This is a genomic window from Maribacter polysiphoniae (genome assembly GCF_003148665.1).
GTDB classification, from domain to species: Bacteria; Bacteroidota; Bacteroidia; order Flavobacteriales; family Flavobacteriaceae; genus Maribacter_A; species Maribacter_A polysiphoniae.
The window spans coordinates 47,642-65,571 of the sequence record NZ_QGGQ01000014.1; the positions used below are offsets into that span (position 1 = coordinate 47,642).

Annotated in this window: 15 protein-coding genes; 7 read left to right on the top strand and 8 right to left on the bottom strand. The window is 41.6% G+C overall.

The features are described from left to right. Window position 1: 1 nt before the first annotated feature. From LX92_RS20285 to LX92_RS20295, 3 genes are all read right to left on the bottom strand, one after another. Entirely contained in the window at window positions 2-598 is a 597-nt protein-coding gene (locus LX92_RS20285; RefSeq protein WP_109654537.1) for an NAD(P)H-dependent oxidoreductase, read from the bottom strand. Window positions 599-823: 225 nt separating this feature from the next. Next, a complete protein-coding gene (locus tag LX92_RS20290; RefSeq protein WP_109654539.1) occupies window positions 824-3,202 on the bottom strand; it encodes a GH36-type glycosyl hydrolase domain-containing protein in 2,379 nt (792 codons plus the stop codon). Continuing rightward, window positions 3,199-4,581: an MFS transporter gene (locus LX92_RS20295; protein WP_109654541.1), complete on the bottom strand. Its 1,383-nt coding sequence runs from the start codon at window positions 4,579-4,581 to the stop codon at window positions 3,199-3,201. The genes LX92_RS20290 and LX92_RS20295 overlap by 4 nt, the downstream gene beginning before the upstream one ends. A gap of 237 nt (window positions 4,582-4,818) precedes the next feature. On the opposite strand from LX92_RS20295, the gene LX92_RS23085 reads away from it, so the two are divergent. After that, the gene (locus LX92_RS23085) at window positions 4,819-5,133 is read left to right on the top strand and encodes a heavy metal-binding domain-containing protein (RefSeq protein ID WP_109654543.1); all 315 of its coding nucleotides are present in this window, start codon (window positions 4,819-4,821) and stop codon (window positions 5,131-5,133) included. Window positions 5,134-5,327: 194 nt separating this feature from the next. Continuing rightward, a complete protein-coding gene (locus tag LX92_RS20305) occupies window positions 5,328-5,837 on the top strand; it encodes a hypothetical protein (RefSeq protein ID WP_109654545.1) in 510 nt (169 codons plus the stop codon). A 125-nt stretch (window positions 5,838-5,962) separates the two neighbouring features. Here LX92_RS20305 and LX92_RS20310 read toward each other — a convergent pair whose 3' ends face one another. From LX92_RS20310 to LX92_RS20320, 3 genes are all read right to left on the bottom strand, one after another. Further along, a complete protein-coding gene (locus LX92_RS20310; protein WP_109654547.1) occupies window positions 5,963-9,244 on the bottom strand; it encodes a VPS10 domain-containing protein in 3,282 nt (1,093 codons plus the stop codon). Between the two features lie 169 nt (window positions 9,245-9,413). After that, window positions 9,414-9,830 carry a c-type cytochrome gene (locus LX92_RS20315; RefSeq protein WP_109654549.1) on the bottom strand — a complete coding sequence of 139 codons (417 nt, stop codon included), beginning with the start codon at window positions 9,828-9,830 and terminating at the stop codon, window positions 9,414-9,416. Between the two features lie 145 nt (window positions 9,831-9,975). Continuing rightward, the gene (locus LX92_RS20320) at window positions 9,976-10,332 is read right to left on the bottom strand and encodes a pyruvate kinase (RefSeq protein WP_109654551.1); all 357 of its coding nucleotides are present in this window, start codon (window positions 10,330-10,332) and stop codon (window positions 9,976-9,978) included. Between the two features lie 244 nt (window positions 10,333-10,576). Here LX92_RS20320 and LX92_RS20325 point away from each other — a divergent pair, with 244 nt between their 5' ends. Genes LX92_RS20325 through LX92_RS20345 form a run of 5 tightly spaced genes read left to right on the top strand, consistent with a single transcriptional unit; the run spans window position 10,577 to window position 14,775 of the window. After that, a complete protein-coding gene (locus tag LX92_RS20325) occupies window positions 10,577-11,158 on the top strand; it encodes a TetR/AcrR family transcriptional regulator (protein ID WP_109654554.1) in 582 nt (193 codons plus the stop codon). A 47-nt stretch (window positions 11,159-11,205) separates the two neighbouring features. Continuing rightward, on the top strand, window positions 11,206-11,838 hold the full coding sequence (locus LX92_RS20330) for a nitroreductase family protein (protein ID WP_109654556.1): 633 nt from the start codon (window positions 11,206-11,208) through the stop codon (window positions 11,836-11,838). Between the two features lie 15 nt (window positions 11,839-11,853). Then, window positions 11,854-12,852 (top strand): NADP-dependent oxidoreductase, encoded by a 999-nt coding sequence (locus LX92_RS20335; RefSeq protein WP_109654558.1) that lies wholly within the window; start codon window positions 11,854-11,856, stop codon window positions 12,850-12,852. Between the two features lie 26 nt (window positions 12,853-12,878). Then, a complete protein-coding gene (locus tag LX92_RS20340) occupies window positions 12,879-14,039 on the top strand; it encodes an iron-containing alcohol dehydrogenase (protein ID WP_109654560.1) in 1,161 nt (386 codons plus the stop codon). After that, window positions 14,035-14,775, top strand: coding sequence for a type 1 glutamine amidotransferase domain-containing protein (locus LX92_RS20345; RefSeq protein WP_394340357.1), 741 nt, complete (start codon window positions 14,035-14,037; stop codon window positions 14,773-14,775). Before LX92_RS20340 ends, LX92_RS20345 begins: the two co-directional genes overlap by 5 nt. A 231-nt stretch (window positions 14,776-15,006) precedes the next feature. Here the strand turns inward: LX92_RS20345 and LX92_RS20350 are convergent, their stop codons facing one another. Further along, a complete protein-coding gene (locus LX92_RS20350) occupies window positions 15,007-16,560 on the bottom strand; it encodes a DEAD/DEAH box helicase (protein ID WP_109654564.1) in 1,554 nt (517 codons plus the stop codon). 262 nt (window positions 16,561-16,822) lie between these two features. Continuing rightward, window positions 16,823-17,929: an L-dopachrome tautomerase-related protein gene (locus LX92_RS20355; protein ID WP_109654566.1), complete on the bottom strand. Its 1,107-nt coding sequence runs from the start codon at window positions 17,927-17,929 to the stop codon at window positions 16,823-16,825. Window position 17,930 lies beyond the last annotated feature (1 nt).

A 17,930-nucleotide genomic window follows, 5' to 3' on the forward strand; every position in this document is an offset into this window, starting at 1 on the left:
ATTAATCAGTATTTAGTTGGAGAATATCGTTTAGAAATGCACAGTCTTTAAAATCACCAACGGATTCATCTTGCTGCAATAAATTGATCAAGGCCCCATATTGATGGGCATATTGTATTAATTCATCATTTGTCAATTGATGTGTTCCCATAACGGCAAAGGGAGGGAGATAGGTCATTCCACATAAATTTGCGGTTTGTTCAAACGGTCTTAAGAATTCATTTACCGAAAAAGTGTTGGTGCCCGCCGAACAGTAAAGATCCCGTGAACCACCAGCGGTAATGGCATTAAAGCATATTTTGGAATCTAAGGCAGTACCCTTGGGTCCATATGCCCAATTAAACTCCAAAACCATATCCATCCACTGTTTCATTAAAGGAGGACAACTATACCAATACAAAGGATGATGCCATATAATGACATCGTGCTGATCCAATAATGCTTTTTCCACTGGCACATCAATATGAAAATCAGGGTAGCGTTCATATAGGTCATGAAAGGTTACCCCCTCTATATCCTTGATATGGTCGACCAAAACAGCATTGGCCCTGGAGCTTTCAAATTTAGGATGTGAAAACAGGATCAGTATTTTTTTCATTTTACGAACTTAATTGAAAATTGGATAGGATAATATCAATGATGGGTATAAACCTACGGAAGTATACAAAATAGTATTACGCGGATGATTATTTTGCTTTCTCCAAATACTCCCCACACATGACCAAAAAAACGAATACAATTGTATAGGCCTTCTCTTTTTGAAGAAAAAAGGACAGCAGCACTTATGGGATAATTTATCGGGGTATCTTATAGAGATACACTTTTACATTTCGGAAATACGGACATCTACTTCATAAACACGGGGTTCAATGTTTGTGATAACCGACGTTTTTAAAATTTGGCCATTTACGGAGATCTTTGTTTTCGAAATACCGGATTCCCGTTGTATATCAACCTTAAAGGTTGCCCCCCTGAACTGCCGAACGACTTCTGCCCTATTCCATGCTTTGGGTAATTTTGGGGCTATGTGGAGTCCGTCTACATCACCCTTTAATCCAAATAAGCCATCGATAAGGCAGCGATACAACCAAGGAGCGGCCCCTGTATTGAACAATTGGCTAGATCGGCCTGCGGTACGTGGGAATTGCCGAAAAGCTCCCCGGTAATAATTGGGGATAAAAACCGGTAATTGTCCTCTTTGGACCAAATCAGCCTCATCGGGACCGGGAATCATTTTGCGAAGTACTTCATAGGCCTTTTCGCTATGGTCCGTCGTATAAAGACCAAAAATATAAAAAGCCGCAGCATGGTTGTAAACCGCTCCATTTTCGGCAGAACCCGGGAATTTTTGGGTCACGCGCCCCACATCCTCACGCATTTTGGTATATGATGGTGCCAACATCTCCACACCATAGGGCGTTTCCAATTCTTTTTGAACCGAAGCAATGATTTTGTCGCTTTTATCAGCATCGGCACAACCCGATAATAAGGCCCAACCTTGGGTATTCAGGAAAATGCGCCCCTCAAGGTCTTTCCTTACCCCAAAAACCACATTGTCATCGGTAATTCCCCGAGCATACCAATCACCATCCCATAAGTGGGTATTGATCGCTCTATTCAATTCATCGGCTTTGCGTGAAAAATCATCGGCAAGTCCAATAGTAGTATTGTTTCTACATATTCCAGCCCAGGTTTTTAAGGCGTATCCCGTGGCCATGGACAACCAGCCCGAAACACCCTTGCCTTTTGGGCCGACCATATTCATAGGGTCGCACCAATCCCCTTGTTCAATATAATTCAATCCTCTTTCATCCCTGTTTTTGTATAACCACAGCATGGCGCGATTCATATGTTCTGTGACCGTTGCTGTTTTTTCGTTGTCCGAAAAGGGAACCTTTTCTTGCAATAGGGCATAGTCATTGGTTTCATCCAAATAGGCTTTTAGACAAATGGGTAACCATACACAATGGTCTGTATGGGGTACTTGATTAATGTACTTGAGCTCTGCGTCTTCATGGATTAAAATTCCATCGGGCATGGCGCCACTTTCAGCTTGTTGGCTTAAGGCGGTAATGTAGGCTTGTCGTGCCACCTCTTTTTGTATGTATCCTGTTCCCATATTATCCTGAAGAAAATTCCGGGTTTGTGGATCGGTACTTAAGCGATTGGTTTCACCGTGGTAATATATCTGTCGTGGGAGCCAGTTGTTCACGAAATTATCCAAGGCGGCATCCGGGGTTTTGATCTGTAAACATCCCTTCCCCTTTGCTATATAATCGTCGTATTCCCGTTTGGTGGCATCAAATCCCGTAACCTTATTTTCTGAGGTATCGCTAAAGTATCGTTTTCCAATATCCTCAATTTCCTTTTCGTCCTTGGCGGGGCCAAATAGAAAACGATAGGTTCTTTCCTGTTCGGGCTGTAATTTTAATCGGTATTGGAATACACATGCCGGGGTTTCATATCGGGCATCCCCTTTAAGTAGTTCCTCCCCTACGATACCTGTTGGATTATGGAGTCCGCCTTCCCCTTCAAAAGCCGCTTGGTTCACTTCCCAAGAAGTAGGGATGGTGTCTGCAAGAAGATACGTCTTGTCTTTAAGCGTCTTTATCCTATCATATTCCTTATATTTTTGATAGGGTGTAATCGATGAACATACTATGGCATTAAGATTGGCATCGTATTCCCCGGATTGGTTCATCCACGACATATAACCCACAGGAAAATAAGGATATATACTTATTTTTCGGGATTTAGAAGTGATGTTTTTAACCGTAAAGCTCCACTGCTCCAGGGCTTCGTTGGTAGGAAGGCTTAAACGCATTTCAATAGAGAGTCCGTCATGTTCGATCTTCCATAGGATGTCACTTTTTCCAGCGGAAAAAACAAAATTGTCCAAGGGGGTTTTAACCGGAGCGTAGGGAGTTGAAAACAGGCTATTGGTTTCTTCGTCCTTAATATAAAAAAAGCGACCGGGATGATGCGCATAATAGGGTTGTTCCGGTTGCATAAAGGTTTTGGCCTCCAGATTGGGCGCATGTGCATATTTTGTAGGTTCGGGCTGCATAAACTGGGCTACGGCATACCCACGGCAATTCATATGAACCATCATCTTCTTATTCCATAGAAAAGCGGATGCATTGGGCAATTTAACTGGGCTATGGAGTTCAAGACGAGCTCCGTTTTCTACAGGTTGGATCATTGTTGTTCTGCTGACTTTCGTTCTTTCAATTCACTTTGTACTTTTTTGAGCAAGGTATTGTCCAAGTTGTAATAGCGCATTACAAAAGCGGCGAATAGGGCCACAATGCCTGGCATTATACTAATGGTCAATATAATTCCCGTTTGGGAGGCGTTGGACTGTGCCTCATTGGCAACATATCCCATGGTAGCCAATACCGTTCCGATAGCGAACGAGGCCAAGGCCCCACCTAATTTCTGGGAAAAAATGGCCGCGGAAAAGGTCATAGCGGTCGCTCTTCTACCCGTTTTCCATTCGGTATAGTCGGCTGTATCGGCATACATTGAGAATGCCAAAGGGGATTTGGGTCCCAATGCCAAACCAATTAATATATGAACGGTAAACATCAACCAAATGGCATCACTGGGAATAAAGTAAAAAAGAATGGATAAAACACCGGTAATAGCCATAAGTAACATGAGGAGGTTCTTTTTATCCAAGAATCTTGTCAATACCGGGGTCAATGCAGCCCCAGCCGCCAAAGCGAGTCCGTAGGCCGTAAGGAAGTACTTGATCAAGTCCGGCCGTTTCACAAAATATTTGATATAATAGATAGAAGCTCCCGCACGCATGGTAATGGTAATCATAATGATCAATGCGATGCTGAACAATACTAACCATGGTTTGTTTTTCAATAAATCCTTAATGTCGCCAAAGGCATTTGTTTTTTGGTGTTCCGGGGGTGAAATCCGCTCTTTGGTAGTGTAAAATACTAGGGCGAATAAAAGGGCAGCAAGAATACCATAAACCCCCATGGTCAATTGCCATCCTAGGGTTTCGTTCCCGTTGCCAAGGAAGGTCACGAGGTCTAACGTGAAAAAGTTGACCAAAGTGGTGCCGGTAAATGCCGCGATGAAACGAAAACTGACCAATTCGGTCCTATCCTGACTTCTTCCTGTGATGACCCCCGATAGTGCGGAATAAGGGACACTAAGTACCGTATACATCATCATCATTAGGGTGTAGGTACCATAGGCCCAGATAACCTTGCCCCCTTCTGCCAAATCGGGGGTAGTATAAGTAAGGACCCCGGCAGCGGCCATAGGTAAGCCTCCCCACAATAAGTAGGGTCTAAATTTACCAAAACGTGTTTTTGTGCGGTCGGCAATGGCTCCCATTATGGGGTCGGTAAATGCATCGACAATTTTCGTCACCAACATCATGGTACCGGCGGCGGCGGCGGAAATGCCGAAGACATCGGTATAAAAGATCAAGAGAAAGGCGGAAATATTGGCCCAATAGAAATTGAAGCCCAAATCGCCCAGTCCATACCCTATTTTTTCCTTTAGCGCAATAGGGGCCAAAATCCCTTCTTGATCGGTTTGTTGCTTTTTCGACATTCGGTTGGTTTTGTTTTAAGGGATTTAAGGTAGGAAGTTAAATTTATTCCGAATACCCGAATAGCGTCAAATCCTGATATTATTTAGAATGTATCAAAATCCGAAAATCACCCCTTTTATCAAAAACCATCAAACGGACGAGGGTGAACAAATTACAACTGCCTATTATTTTAATATATTTGGGACCAATACAAAGGATGTTCCACTTATGAACACATATCCTAAAAAACAAATACTATGAAAATCAAGTCAACCGCCTTATCACTTTTATTATTGGCATTCACCATGATGGCACTTACCTCGTGTAAGGACAAAAAAGCCGAACCCAAGACAGAAACCCATGAAGAACTGCATGCTTCGGCCACCTTCCAGTGTCCTATGGATTGTGAGGATGGCAAAACGTATGAAGAACCAGGTACCTGCCCAGTTTGTAAAATGGACTTACAGGAAGTAAAGCAAGGTGATGCAGTGACCTGCACGGTTCATAAGGACGGGAATTGCATCTGTGAAGGTGAAAAATGTGAATGTGATAATTGCCCCATGCATACTTAATGGAAATCATTCATCATATAGTTGAAGCACCCTAAAAACGGGGTGCTTTTTTTTGCCTAACGGGAATAGGGAGATAAGTCCATACCGGAATGTAGCCTTGGTAAAAGTTTCCTGAATGAAGGGTTGGATTGTTAAATATTCTATAATACGTTATGAAACAGTGTTGTAAGAATGATTATTTTATATTTTTAAGTATGCGATATTCATGGTTTTTTTTATTACTCACTACCCTACCCTTATCTATAACCGCACAGGAACTTATTGAAAAACCGCCTGTAAATACCGATTTTGAAATGGAAACCGGTATGTCGGTTTATGGGGCACGGTATCCAGTGGGTGTAAATGGGGAAGTATCCAAAAACTTTTATGTAAACTATCAAATCTCAAGGAGATTACATCTTCAGTTGCAACATTTCTATGATAAATTTGGTACGCACGAGCGTACTAATTCTTCGTTTTTGATCAAATACCATTTAAACAGGAAATTATACCTCTTTGCTGGTCCCGAAGTCGAATATGATATCAATCAAGTTACTGGTGAAGGGGAGCTTATACAAACGAACCTGAATATAGGGATGGGCTATAAGATAAACCCCAATTTATTACTGGAATTGGGATATCATCGAAATATGAGTGATCAACAGGAAGAATTCTATTCCGTTCGAAACGTACAAAGCGCCTTTTCCTTTAGGGCACGTTTCTAACCATTGCAACTATTCTTTATCGGGTTATTCAGCACATAATTTCAAAACAAAATATTTTTAAACAAAGAAAGGCCCACATGGGCCTTTCTTTCTTAGATATCGATATGGATAGCTGTTTCTTCCTTTTATTCCTTGGGCTCATACCCACGACCTGGTGTATACGGCGCGCCGGACTTTATTAAGCGATCCTCCAACTGTTTTATATCGTTATTGAAAATAGTTTCCACCTTTTTCTTGATGATGGCCAATTCTGTTTTGGCAATAGCATAGTTGTCTTTATGCGTTTTGGTCGGCGTCGACGTAGAGTATTTTTGTTCATAGCCCATAATCCCTATTCTGTTCGCGGTTGTCTGGGGTTGGTTAATGTCCAATTTATACTTAATGGGGTCACCATATAGGGCGATATCAATTTCCTTTAAGTTGTTTTCTATGGAGGTAACCGATTTGGCCAAAGGTCCGTAAGGTTGCTCAGAACGTTTTATGGCGGCCTTGATATACTTAAGCTTGTGGTTACTTTCCTTGATGATGTTCTGGCAGATTTGCAAATCGGCCTCTAGCTTGGAAACTTCCCGTTGAAAAGCCACTTTTGCTTCCCTGTCTTCAGCTGGTAAGGTGGTATTCTTTAAAGCCTTAACCTGAAATTCGACAGGGTTGGCCAAATCGCTCAAAGTACCATTTTCATAGCGTTGCATGGTAACGGTATAGGTTCCTGGGGCCACCAATGTACCTTCGTCTACACCTCCAAAAGGATTATAGAAACCGGGTCCACTTAAGTCTATCGGGTCTTGGGGGGTAAATCGTAGGTTCCAATGGAATCGTTGTAATCCTTTCGAGGGTTTTACAAATTCCTTTTTAACTACAAGTCCATCAGCATTGGTGATCGTAAAGAGCAGTTGGGCGGCTTCCTCTTCTTTTTCAGCTTTCAGGGCATCATAGTTGGGGTAATATGTATCTTTTTTACCCTTGATAAGTTCACTTTCACGCTTGGTCCTTTTCTCGGTCAACGTTTCATAATCTTCATTGTAATAATAGGTGATCATCGCCTCTGGCCCAAGGTTGGGGGCGGTATACAGGTTATCACCTTGAAATGATTTACCGGGTAACCCTAACGGACTACTTTCTTCCCATGATAAGGCATCCCGAACCGGATATAGGATGGCGGTTTCTGACGGAACCGTATTATCGATGGTGCGTAAGGCAGAATAATCGTCCATTACATAAAAGCCCCTACCAAAGGTGGCCAAAACCAAATCGTTCTCACGTTCTTGGATGGCAATATCACGAACCGCAATGGTCGGTAATCCAGAAGAAAGTTTTTTCCAATGTTGTCCTTTATCCGGGGAAAAGAAAACACCGAATTCCGTTCCACAAAAAATGAGATCGGTATCGATGGGGTCTTCTTCGATGGCATAAACACTACCCCTTTCCGGTAGGTTCGAAGCAATACTTTTCCAAGTTTCACCCTTATCCAAAGAGGTAAAGATATAGGGCTTGAAATCGCCATATTTATGATGGTTGAAGGCAACATACATCACATTGGCGTTATGGCGGGACAAGTACACATTATTAACGTAGGACTGTTTTGGGGCTCCAGCTATATTTTCAATTTTTCGCCAAGAATTTCCACCATCCTCCGTAATTTGAACCAATCCGTCATCAGTACCAACGGCGATGAGGTTTTCATCTATAGGGGATTCCGATAAGGCTACGATACTGCCATAAAGTGAAGTGGAACCATTTTTTGCCACGGCATCGATGCTGACCACTCGATCATAAACCTTTAATTTATTTCGGTCTATTTGTTGCGAAAGATCATCGCTGATCACTTCCCAACTATTCCCATAATCGTTGGAACGGAATAATTTGTTGGCCGCAAAATACAAACGACCTTTGGCATGTTTGCTAACAGCCAATGGTGCATCCCAATTAAACCGATAGGCATCCTCCCCTTTTCGCTCCTTGGGTTGGATACCGATTTTTTCACCACTCTTTCTATCATAACGTACTAAAAATCCGTATTGGGATTGTGCATAAACGATATCCGGATTATACGGATCCACTTGGGACTCAAATCCATCACCTCCATTGGTAATAAACCAATCACTATTGCGAATACCATGGTTTGTAAGCACCCTGGAAGGTCCGCCAAGGCTAAAATTATCCTGGGTACCCCCATATACATTGTAAAAGGGTGCATCATTGTCCAAGGCTACCTTATAGAACTGAGTCACAGGAAGGTTTTCTTTGAAATCCCAGTTTTTGGCGGCATCAAAGGTTTCGTAAATACCACCGTCGCAACCGACCAACCAATGGTTATTGTTGTTGGGGTCTATCCACATGGAGTGGTTGTCTACATGTTTAAAATCCTCCCCGACATTTTTGAAGGACTTACCCCCATCGTGGCTAACGGTCATCCAGGTATCCATGGAATAGATGGTGTTCCCATCAATAGGGTCTGCTATGATTTCCTGATAGTAATTCCCGCTGGTTTTATGGTCGCCCCGTTTTTCCCAACTCGCTCCCCTATCGGTTGAGGCATAAAATCCGCCTTTACCATCCGCAGCTTCAACAATGGCATAAAGGATTTCCGGATTGGTGGGGGAAATGGCCAAACCTATTCTTCCCAATTCCACGGTAGGGAGTCCGTTATTGATTTCCATCCAAGTTGCACCACCATCGGTACTTTTATGCATTCCCGAACCAGGACCACCCCCCACATAAGTATAAACATGTCTTCTGCGCTGTAATGTGGATGCGTATAGGATATCCGGATTTCTGGGATCCATAACAATGTCGTTGACACCCGTGTGTTCGTCTACGGTTAGTATCGCCTCCCAGGTTGTGCCACCATCGCTGGTTTTGTACAATCCCCGTTCACCGCCTTTACTCCATAACGGGCCAATGGCAGCCACATAGACAATATTTGGGTTTTCAGGATGCACAATGATCTTCCCGATATGTTCGGAGGTTTGTAAACCCATATTTTTCCAGCTTTTACCGCCGTCAATGGATTTATAGACACCATCACCATAAGAAACGGAACGTTGGTTGTTGTTTTCCCCACTTCCAATCCAGATAACATTCGGATTCGTAGGATCTATGGTCACACAGCCTATGGAGTAGGAACCTTCATTGTCAAATAATGAAGTGTACGAAACCCCGGAATTATTGGTTTTCCATACGCCCCCTGAAGAGGTCGCTACATAATATTCAAACGGATTGTTTGGGTTTACGGCAATATCGGAAATTCTTCCTGAGGTTATTGCCGGACCTATACTCCGCCATTTTAGTCCGCTAAGCGAAATTTCATCAAGCGGTTGTTGGGTGATTTTTTTTGATTTTTGGGAATGACCAAATTGAAGGCCCAAACACAAAAACAATAGTGCAATTAGGGTTGGTTTTGACATGTTGGAATGTATTGGTTAAAGGAAAATACCTTATGAAATAAGGCTAATCAAAGATAGGAAAGAAAAATGGTTCAAAAATAGAATTGATAGCCTAATATGGAGCCTATCCCTATAGTTTTCAAAGCCGTAAAGGAAATGTTAGGGAGTATTGGTAATTCCGGTTTGGAATTTATTGGTCAGGGTTTAATTCATCAACATGCAACATATAGGTACTTATGGTTTTTAATTCCTCGTCGGATATTCCTTTGAGGAAACCATTGATGTTGGCCTGCATAATGGCTACTTGGCTTGCTGTGGTGTCAACAATGGGTTGGGCATTACCCTTAAGGAAAGCGAAGATGTCACCATTTTTGGATTTGTAAACCTTCATGATTTCCTTGATGGATGGACCTATTTTTTTCTTATTGATATCATGGCAGGTAATACAGGTTTTTTCGGAAAACAACCTGTTGCCCAAGAAAATTTGGGAATCCCTACTCAATGCGGCACGTTCAGGTATCGATTTTTTGGCACCCTCATTTGATTTTTTTTCCTCCTTGCAGCCACTCAAGAAAAGAAAACCGATAAACAATAGAACTAAACGCATATCTTAAAAAATATAAATACCACGAAATGAAGTACAAAGGTAAATTTATATTCCATTTCATGACTATCAAAATAAGGTTTTGCCGACTTAGGGCCACATGGACTGAAAAATGGTAATAATGGACAAATGTTGATGGAACAGTGACTTATTCCTTTTTGTCAAAAGCTTTAAACTGCCTATAGATCCATACTTTTTCCTTAAGGGAGAATTCTTTGTTTTCAAACCAGTCATGGGCCGCTATCTTCTCATTTTCCATTTGGGCCTTTCGTATCGCTTCCAAGGAGACCAAATGCCAGTGCACCCCTTTTTTGCGGTTAACGGAGTAACCAATATCTTCCGTGATGTACGATTCCTTGGGCTCGTTTATCAATTTCACCCCATTTTTCAAAACGGCCAAGGTCTTGGTAAGTTCTACGACCTCTGAAAAGGAATACCGTACAAAATCGGTAAATCCGTCTTGTTTGGTGTTGTATAGTTTGTCGCCGATCTTAAGTTTTTCCATAGGTATAAAAAGCCCGTAAAAGTAAGGGGTTTACTGGTATATCAATAAAACAAATACCATGAAATTATCAACGATCGTATGTGTAGTATATAATCTTTAGTGTAAAGTACTGCTAATGACATAGGTTATGGATGGTAAGAAGCTCCCTTGAATAGCGAAGTCAGGACGAAGGCTATAAATCTTTGTTAAAAAAAAAGAATGAACGTTCATTTATTCGTAGCTTTGCCCTGAATTTAAAGAGAAAATGGCTAAACTCCAGAAAAGCATAGACAAGCGTAATGCCCTGATCAAGGCAACGATAACCCTTGTGAACAACAATGGGTTTCATGCGACACCCATGTCAAAAATCGCAAAAATGGCGAATGTATCGCCGGCCACCATCTATTTGTATTTTGAGAATAAGCAAGATTTGGTGAACAAGGCGTATATCGAAGTAAAAGCGGCTTTTACCGCATATGCCTTTGCGACCTATACCGAGGATATGCCGGTCAAGGAAGGATTTGAAATAATATGGAAACGCATTGCGGATTTTAAATTGAATAAATGTGAGGAAGCTTTGTTCCTCGCCCAATGTGATAATACGCCCATGATCGATGAGTCCAGTAGGAAGGAAGGGATAAAACACCTACAGCCCCTACTCGATTTATGGCAAAGGGGAAAAGCGGAAGGGATCATTAAACCCATTTCAGATTACCTGCTATATGCCTATACGATCAATCCGCTATCATTTTTGATGATCAATCAGGAACGTGGGGCCTGTGCCATCGATAACGCCCATATTGAAGACGCCTATCAGGCGGCATGGGACAGTATCCAATTAACCTAATAGCAAATACACAGTACCAAGTATAATTAAAACGATAAATATAAAGAATGGAATTATTAGATAAATTGAAATGGAGATACGCTGCCAAAGCGATGAACGGTAAAAAAATACCCCAGGAAAAAGTAGACCGCATTCTAGAGGCGGCTCGTTTGGCACCTACCTCCAGTGGTTTGCAGCCCTTTGAGATTTTTGTGATCACCAATCAAGAAATCAAAGAGAAAATCAAGCCTGTGGCATGGAACCAGTCCGTTATCACCGACTGTTCGCACCTTTTGGTGTTCGCAGCTTGGGATACCTACACCGAGGAACGTATTAATTATATGTTCGATTTGACCAATGAAATTCGTGGATTCAAAAACGAAGGGTGGGAAAATTACCGTCAGATGCTATTAAGCTCTTATCCCCAAAAAGATCCGGAAGAAAACTTTAACCATGCTGCAAAACAAGCGTATATCGCTTTTTCCCAAGCTATTGCCGCTGCCGCTTTTGAAGGTGTCGACGCCACCCCTATTGAAGGGTTTGACCCTGACGCAGTCGATAAAATACTTGGATTAAGGGAAAAAGGACTACGTAGTGCGGTATTGTTGCCCTTGGGCTACAGACAAGAAGATCAGGATTGGTTGGTCAACCTGGTTAAGGTGAGAAAGCCTACTGAGGATTTGGTGACTGTCATAGAATAAAAGATTAGATTAATTATGGAAAAGACAATTTTACTAAAGAACAGACCTAAAGGTAAACCCTCAATTTCTGATTTTGAATTTGTTACCGAAGATCCTGATTTAAAAATCAGTGAGGGGGAAATACTGCTGGAAACAACCTATGTTTCCGTGGACCCATATTTAAGGGGCAGAATGAGCGATGCTAAATCGTATGTCCCCCCCTTTGAGCTTAATAAACCCATACAATCGGGGGTTGTTGCCAAAGTAATCGAATCCAAAAATGAAAACTTTGCGGTAGGCGATTTTGTTTCCGGAATGTTATCATGGAAAACCAAACAAAAATCCACAGGGGAAGGACTTTTAAAAGTTGATGCTTCGAAAGCCCCTCTAAGTGCGTATTTAGGGATTTTGGGAATGACGGGTTTAACGGCTTACCTAGGTTTAAACGAAATTGGCAAACCCGTGGCAGGGGAAACACTTGTTGTTTCCGGGGCGGCCGGTGCCGTGGGTAGTGTCGTGGGCCAAATAGGGAAAATCCTGGGCCTAACGGTCATTGGAATCGCCGGTACGGATGAGAAAATTGAAATGCTGAAAAGTAAATTCGGTTTTGATGCCGGTATAAATTACAATACAAGTAAGGATATCAAAGCCGATATCGCGAAAGCGGCACCCCATGGTGTGGACATCTATTTTGATAACGTTGGCGGACCCATATCCGATGCCGTATTATTCAATATCAACCGATTTGCTAGGATTATTGTTTGCGGGGCCATCTCGGTCTATAACAACACCGAATTACCTAAAAGTATTAGCGTGCAACCTTTCTTGGTAAAAAACAGCGCTTTAATGCAAGGGTTTATCGTTTCCAATTATGCTGAAAAGTTTCCCGAGGCAATGAAACATTTATCAACTTGGTTGGCTGAAGGAAAATTGACCTATTCAGAAACTATCGTTACTGGTTTTGATCAAATACCGAATGCTTTTATCGATTTGTTTGATGGGAAAAACAAAGGAAAGATGATTGTTAAGATTTAAGTTTTAAAACAAAAAAAGAAAAGAAAATGAACAATTTTGAATTTAAAAACCCTACCAAAATTATTTTTGGAAAGGACACTATAAAAAAACTAACCGAAGAAATTCCTGCAGATGCCAAGGTGTTATTACTCTATGGAGGAGGTAGTATCAAGAAGAATGGAATTTATGACCAGGTTAAAACAGCTTTGGCCAAAATCGATACCGTTGAGTTCGGAGGAATACCCGCAAATCCTGAATACTCTGTTTTAATGAACGCCCTAAAGGTGATCAAAGATGAAAAAATCACCTATCTCCTAGCGGTAGGTGGAGGCTCTGTAATTGATGGTACCAAGTTTCTATCCGCAGCTGCGGTTTATGACGGGGATACCCCATGGGAGATTTTAACCAAAAATGTAAAAACAGAAAAGGGAATGCCATTTGGTACGGTATTGACATTGCCGGCAACAGGTTCGGAAATGAATTCAGGAGCCGTAATCACGAGGGCTGAAACCAAAGAGAAATTGGCTATGGGCGGACCAGGATTGTTTCCGGTATTCTCCATTTTGGATCCCCAGGTCATCACTTCCATTCCAGAACGGCAATTGGTGAATGGCATTACCGATGCGTTTACACACGTGTTGGAACAGTATATGACCTATCCTGTGGGTGCTTTGTTGCAGGATCGTTTTGCCGAAAGCATTTTACAGACGTTGATCGAGGTAGCACCTAAGGTTTTGAAAGACCCCACCGATTATAACGCTGCTGCCAATTTTATGTGGAGCTGTACCATGGCCTTAAACGGATTGATTCAAAAAGGAGTGCCTTCAGATTGGGCGGTACATGCCATGGGACATGAACTAACCGCTTTGTTCGGTATTGACCATGCCCGTACTTTGGCCGTAATAGCGCCAAGCCATTACAAATTCAATTTTGAGGACAAAAAAGAGAAATTGGCACAATACGCCGAAAGGGTATGGAACATTAACGAAGGTAGTACCGATGATAAGGCTTATGCCGCCATTGAGAGGACGGAAGCCTTTTTCAAGGAATTGGGAATTGACACCAAACTTTCTGATTACACCAAGGATTATGAAGGGACTGCCGAAAAAATCGCGGAACGCTTTACAAAACGTGGTTGGTTGGGCTTAGGGGAACATCAATCCTTAAGTCCGGACAAAGTTGAGAAAATCGTAAAAATGGCTTATTGATAGCACACGATTTACGTGTGGAATTATAGGTGGGAAAAAAATTAAAAAAGAAAAAGAAATGAAAATATTGTTTGTATTGACATCCCATGACAAATTAGGGGATACAGGAAAAAAAACAGGCTTTTGGGTCGAAGAATTTGCAAGTCCATATTACATTTTATTGGATAAAGGTGCCGATATTACGATTGCTACCCCAAAAGGGGGTGCAGCACCAATTGACCCAAGTAGCGACGCTCCTGATGCCGCGACTGCTGCTACGGACAGATTCAATAATGACGCTGTGGCAAAGGAAAAAATAGCAAATACAAAAGTTTTGGCCGATATGGATCCAGATGACTTTGATGCTGTCTTTTATCCTGGCGGACATGGACCATTGTGGGATTTGACCAAAGATGGGAATTCCATTGCCTTGATTGAGAAATTCAATAGTCAAGGAAAACCGATTGCCTTTGTATGTCATGCCCCAGCGGTACTTAAAGACGTTAAAAACGCAGATGGTACCCGATTGGTAAAAGGTAAAAAAGTAACCGGATTTTCAAATTCTGAAGAATCAGCTGTAGGATTAAGGGAAGTTGTTCCTTTTTTGCTTGAAAATATGCTTGTGGAAAATGGAGCTTTTTATTCTAATGCAGATGATTGGGCCCCATTTGCCATTCAGGATGGAAACTTGATCACTGGTCAGAATCCTGCTTCGTCCGAATTGGTTGCGGAAAAATTATTGGCTTCCTTGAAATAGGAAGTGTTGGTTGTTTATTGAGCAAAGAGCCTGCAAACTAAAATAAGTTTGCAGGCTCTTTTGTATTTAGTTAAATGAGGAGGTCTTTAAGGCGATAAAAGCGAAAAATCCCCATAAAAATGAGGCGTTTTCCCAAAATTTCACCAATCGTTACCATCAATAAAATGACAATCATTATTTAAAAGGAACGCCTTCTACAATCTGAAAGATCTTCAGGATGATAAGACTTGATTAATCTTCTGGTGGATGACCATGAATTTGTTCAAAAACGGCATCAAAATTTTCACGAAGATAGGCGTTAAGCTTTTTTTGATAATCCAGTTTTAGCCAACTTATAAAATTATAGGTGCTTTTACTTATGCACTTGCCATAAACCTGTATCCTATTATCAATGTCTTCTTTAAGTAATTTTGCCAGCGCAAGGGCATCATATACATCTTCACTGTTTTCTATACAGATATGGGCATGTTGTTCAATGGATTTTTCCAATACCACTTTAGAGGATTCTCCGGAAAAGGTGGCTTCCTTGTATATAGCATTAATATCCAAGTAAGTATCCTTGGATTTTGAAAATTCCTCCCGAATGTCTTCGGCCAGCTCATGTTTAAAGGTACTTTCAATAGCTTCATCGTCCTTAATACGGTCTATGTAGAAATTCGGGGATTTAAAAATGGCCTCCCAGTCTAGATCCGCTCCCCAAGGGCCAAAACGATAGATGTTATTCCCAAGATCTATAACGGTAAATTTAGATTTGTTGTTCAACACCCTTGAACCCCTACCGATCATTTGGTAGTACAAGGTCAAGGACTTTGTGGCCCTGTTTAGGATAATGGTGTCTATAGTGGGTTCATCAAAACCAGTCGTCAGAATACTTACCGATGTTAGTATGGCGTCCGGAGTTTCATGAAACCACTTTAAAATATGTTTTCGTTGTTTTTTGGTAGCGGTATTGTCCAGATGCATAATGGGCAACCCCGCATTGTTAAAGGTATGGTATACCTGAATTGAGGTTTCTATACCATTGTTGAATATCAATGTTTTTTTTCCCTTGGAATGTTTCGTATAGGCTTCCAGTAATTTATTTAACATGGACGGACTCGTATAAAGGTCCGAAGAAGATTTAACCGTATAATCCCCATTGGAACCTACCTCCAAAGAAGTCAGCCCCATATCGTATTGGTAGGTTTCGGCCCTGGCCAGAAAGTCGTTTTCAATTAAATTTTCTATGGATTCGCCAGGAATCAACTCATCATAGTTGCGGTTCATGGGCAACTCCTTATTGGAACTTAAGGGTGTAGCGGTAACCCCAAGAATAAAGGAGTTTTCGAAAAACTTGAACAGTTTTGTAAAGGAATTGTAATGGGCCTCATCTATAATGACCAAACCAACGTCCGAGATATCCAATATACCGTCGTTAAGCCTATTGTTCAGTGTTTCTACCATGGCCACATAGCAACTGTAGCGTTCATGATCATCTAAATTGGCTTTGCTATCGACTACTTTATTGACCACTCCAAAACTGGTGAGCATTTTAGAAGTCTGGTTACACAGCTCTACGCGGTGTGTCATGACCAAGACCTTTTTCGAGTGGTTTTTAAGGTATTGCCGGACCATTTCAGAAAAAATTACGGTCTTTCCACCACCAGTAGGTAATTGATATAGCAGGTGGTAGTCATCTCTTTCATTATCGAACTTTTCAAATATCTGATGAATGGCACCTTGTTGATAGCTGTAAAGTTCTTTGTCCGTCTTCTTTTCCTGTAGTTCAAATAGGGTCTCTGGCATGATATCATTTTTTTGGAGCCTGCAAAGGTAATACCTTCAATAAGTTATTACTAATGTATTCAAAGGCTTTCCGAAATAATTCCCCCCGATTTTGATAAATGCTATCCATTGCGGGGTGTTTTTAGTAGCGATCTCAGGAAGTTACTTACAAAAATATGCGTTTTCCCGATAGTTGGTCAATTGCACCCAATGATACTCAGGCAAAGCAATACTGGAAATCCTCAATGCAATTTCGGAAGTTAGCCCTGCTAAATACTAGGCTTTATCGAAAAGAAACGCCTTCTGCTAAAGGTTTAAACCTGAATATATAAAATGGTTGGGTCGCAATGCTTGTACCCTTATTAAAAGCGGCACCTCTGTTCACCTGTGCTGCGGATACATACATAAATCCATCTGCATGGTTGTAACTTACACCATCGGGCCATACCAAATTATCGTCCTTTATCATCGTATGAACACTTCGGTCTTTAGCCAGAACCACAGCAACACTCTTGGTTTCCAAAGCCGTCAAATAGAGATTGCCCTCTTTATCTATAGACATTCCGCCATTGTTGGGTTTTTCGGAATAGGTTTCAATTTTGTGGTCCAACTCGTCCGCTGTTAGGGTTTCGTTCACGAGGTCCATGGTTTTAACCCTGTAGATCTTGGTGCCGTTTAAGGGACCGTAATAAATCCATTCAAAATTAGCATCGGCAGTAATTCCGTCATTACCGATCAACAAATCTTTTCCATTTACTGCCAAATGCTTTCCGTTAATCACCGTTGGTGTATTTTCGGGTAAGGTAGTACGTGTGCCTTCGAGAACACGACGTGTCTTTCCTGTTTTCATATCTACAATAATAAAGGCCGCTTTGCTCCCATCGCCCCCGTTACCGATACCTTCATCGGCAATGATAAAATACCCGTGTTTGGTATCCACCACCATATCGTTGGGCTGTGATATTGCTGGCACTACCGATTTTGGCAAGTAGTAGATACGTTCCAAGGTATTGCTATGGGTGTTCCAACCCACAATTTTTGGCGTTACATGGTCACGTTGGGCCATATCGAGCATCCAGATAATCCCGTTTTCATCATTACGGATACCCAAAACATTGCTCAAATAATTATCATCCGTGCCTCTTGGGGTGTTCCATTCCAAATTGGGGAAGGGTGTGGTCGTATTTGCTTCTTTATCTAACTTGACCACTCGAATTTCCGGACCAAAAAATGGATGATGACTGTATACCAAATCCCCCTCGTTGGTAAAGGCAATATTCCCAACAGCTTGATTTACGGTTGCAAAAACTTCCGACTTGGCCAATGGTTTTTGGGCATTTATAGTCATGGCCGATAGAATTATACTTAGTGTGATTATTTGCTTTTTCATG